At 67.4% G+C, this 2,695-nt stretch carries 5 protein-coding genes; 3 read left to right on the plus strand and 2 right to left on the minus strand.

Translation table 11 applies throughout. The annotated features are described in order from the left end of the window. A partial coding sequence (locus Q0112_RS11755) for an ATP-binding protein (RefSeq protein WP_297975567.1) occupies nucleotides 1–112 on the plus strand: 112 nt, incomplete at its 5' end. Between the two features lie 110 nt (nucleotides 113–222). On the opposite strand, the gene Q0112_RS11760 is transcribed toward Q0112_RS11755, so the two are convergent. Next, a complete protein-coding gene (locus Q0112_RS11760; protein ID WP_297975560.1) occupies nucleotides 223–900 on the minus strand; it encodes a hypothetical protein in 678 nt (225 codons plus the stop codon). Nucleotides 901–1,350: 450 nt separating this feature from the next. Between Q0112_RS11760 and Q0112_RS11765 the strand changes: the two genes are divergently transcribed. After that, the gene (locus tag Q0112_RS11765; protein ID WP_297975562.1) at nucleotides 1,351–1,632 is read left to right on the plus strand and encodes a hypothetical protein; all 282 of its coding nucleotides are present in this window, start codon (nucleotides 1,351–1,353) and stop codon (nucleotides 1,630–1,632) included. A 2-nt stretch (nucleotides 1,633–1,634) separates the two neighbouring features. After that, nucleotides 1,635–2,414 carry a hypothetical protein gene (locus Q0112_RS11770; protein ID WP_297975564.1) on the plus strand — a complete coding sequence of 260 codons (780 nt, stop codon included), beginning with the start codon at nucleotides 1,635–1,637 and terminating at the stop codon, nucleotides 2,412–2,414. On the opposite strand, the gene Q0112_RS11775 is transcribed toward Q0112_RS11770, so the two are convergent. Continuing rightward, a partial coding sequence (locus tag Q0112_RS11775) for a sugar phosphate nucleotidyltransferase (RefSeq protein ID WP_297975565.1) occupies nucleotides 2,381–2,695 on the minus strand: 315 nt, incomplete at its 5' end. The genes Q0112_RS11770 and Q0112_RS11775 overlap by 34 nt on opposite strands.

Consider the following 2,695-nt stretch of genomic DNA (forward strand, 5'->3'; position numbering starts at 1 on the left):
TGCCGTCTTCGGCGATCCCAAGATGACCACCGCGCTCCTCGACCGCCTCACCCATCACTGCGATATCGTCGAGACCGGCAACGAGAGCTGGCGCTTCAAGAACCGCGCCTGACATCTCCTCGCCCCACCGGAGCGGGACCCGGCCCGTCTCCGCCATCCGCACCGCTCCGCCGGGACGGACCCCGCTCCTCGCACCCAGGCGGGGTCCCGATTGGACGCCGATCAGGGGTCCCCATCCCATGCCGATTGACAGTCGGAGGCGACGCTGTGGCTCTCGTCGACGATGACCGCGCAATAGTCGCTGAAGCGCTCGAACTCGACGTGCCTGGTGTTGGAGAGAACCGAAAGATGGGTCGCGTCTCTCGACCAGTTCTTCACCACTCGTGCCGGGGCGACGACCTGCACGCTGGTGCGCGGGGTCCGGCGGAAGCGGTCGCTCTGCATACAGCCCTTGTAGATGCGCTGGAGGACGATCGCGAGCGCCTTGCCGATCTCTGTCTTTCCCGAGCCTGGCGGGGCGACGACCACGACGTAGCCGTGCTCGTAGGAGATCCGTGCCGATTCGACGACGAGATCGATCTGGAAGGGGGCGAGACGGATGCCGGAGCCTTCGAGCACCTCGACGACGAAGGGCTTGAAGGAGCAATGGTCGTCGATGATCCCGGCGATGGCATCGGCCGCCGGCACCGGACGGAGCAGCTGGTCGAGGGCTTCGAGCGCCTCGGCGTTCCAGTCGACGCCGAGCTTCCAGATCGTCTCGACGAAGCGGCGGCGCGCCTCGGCGGGAGCTCCGGAATCGAAGGCCTCGACCCATTCGACGTTGCGCCGCTGTCCGGCGCGGGAGAAGTTGGCGCTGCCGGCGACGGTGGAGCTCGGGCCGACGACGATCTTGGCGTGCATGAGCTCCGCGTCGCTGGCCCTGAGCTCGCGGCGGGATGTCGATGTTGCCGTTCTCGATCCACTTTCGGGTCTCGACGGCCGCGAGGTCGGCGAGGTCCTCGATGATGAGGCCTTCGCGCTGGCGGTAGTAGTCGCTGACCTGCTCGCTGATCTTGCGTCCACGGCCGAGGAATCCGCGGGCGATGCCGGTATCGACGGCGAAGATCATGCGGATCTTCATCGGATCGTCGTGCGCCAGGTCGCGGACGCCATCCCGGATCATCGCCATCGAGGAATAGAAGTCCTGGTAGCCGGTCGCGATCGTCGCCAGGCCGCACGCGGTCGTGCACCTTGCCGACCTCGAGCGGCCGATCGGGCGAGACCGGGAGGTTGGAGGCGGCAAGATAGCCGGCGGCCGTGAAGGGGTCGTCCGCGGAGACCGCATTCTCGAAGGGAGCTTTCGCGTGAAGCATGATCGGGCTCTTCCTCGCTGGTATTCCGCGGGGAGGAGATGCAGCCGGGTTTCGCAGCCACGGGAGGCCGGCGGGGTCGGTTCGCCGGAACAATCAGTTTGGGCTCGCGCGGCGACTGGCGGCAGACTTTGCCCTGCTGAAAAAGGGGGCGCTGCGGCGCGCCGGTGCCGACGGAGAAGATGTCGAGAACCTCGGTGCGCCGCGCATCATCAATACTGATGATGCGCGCTCCGAGCCTCGCAATTACCATGCCGCCGGGGTTAAACGACGGGGGTGGTGAAAATGGTTCAGACATCGAGAAGCGGCGGCTACGAGGGAAGCCTCGAAATCCTGCCGCTCGAGGGGAACGGCGGCACCATAGCCTTCGGCTACCAGATGTACTCGATCCCCGACCGCATGGTGCTCTCGACCAACCTCGGCGTGGTCTACGACTCCGGTTGGGCCTCCGGCGGCTTCAATGGAAGGCTGCAGATCCCAGACGGCGCCACATCGCTGACCATCCGCCTGGCCACCGCGGACGAAGGCACGGCGTGGGACTATTCGCTCGAGACCCACGAGCCGGACTGCCCGACGCTTCAGGCCGACTATGCTCACGCGAGAACGGCATACGTCGCCGCGCGCAGCGACTTCCGCGAGCTCGCCTACGTCGACCTCGATCTGCAGCGGCAGCTCGTCGACGAAGCCAGGGACCTACTGGCCACGGCCGACAAGGCGCTCATCCAGCAAGGGATCCGGACGGTGGCCGATGCGCTCTTCGCCGCACTCGGACCCGTCCCGGCCATCGGCAGCCTCGGGACGATCTACGGCCTCGTCACCGCCGGCATCGACCAGATCAAGGGCGCAAAGCCGCCGTCGAGCTTCACCGGCCGCTTCGTCTACAATCGCGCGCTGGCCGCACGGCAGGAGTTTCGTCAGGTCGGCCTTATCTCGTCGCGCCGCTCGGAAGCCGGGCCCTGGGCGTGCCGCAGCTGGATCGGGGCGCCGTGTCGCCAGGGCTCCTGGCGCCTGCGCCCAGTCGGCGCCGGCGGTCAGGTCGGGCGCATAGTCCCAGCCGGGCTGTAGTAGCGGTTTCCGCCTCGGCGGGGGATGTTTCCGATCGGCTCGAGCAGGACGCTGCAGCCCTCGCGCGAGACTTCGCGAAGCTGGTCGAGCACGAGGAAGCGGTGTTCCTCGTTGCCTACGATGCACGGCGGCGCGACGGCGATATCGTCGGCGCCAAGCGCGGCAAGCCGCGACACCGCCTGTTGAAACAGGCTGCGGTTGCCCTGTAGCACGAGAAACTGCTTCGGATGCTGGGCGCGCGACAGCGGCCACAGCCGGGTGCCGCTGCCGCCGGCCATGAC

Origin of the sequence: uncultured Amaricoccus sp., assembly GCF_937858865.1 — a bacterium.
Lineage (GTDB): Bacteria > Pseudomonadota > Alphaproteobacteria > Rhodobacterales > Rhodobacteraceae > Amaricoccus.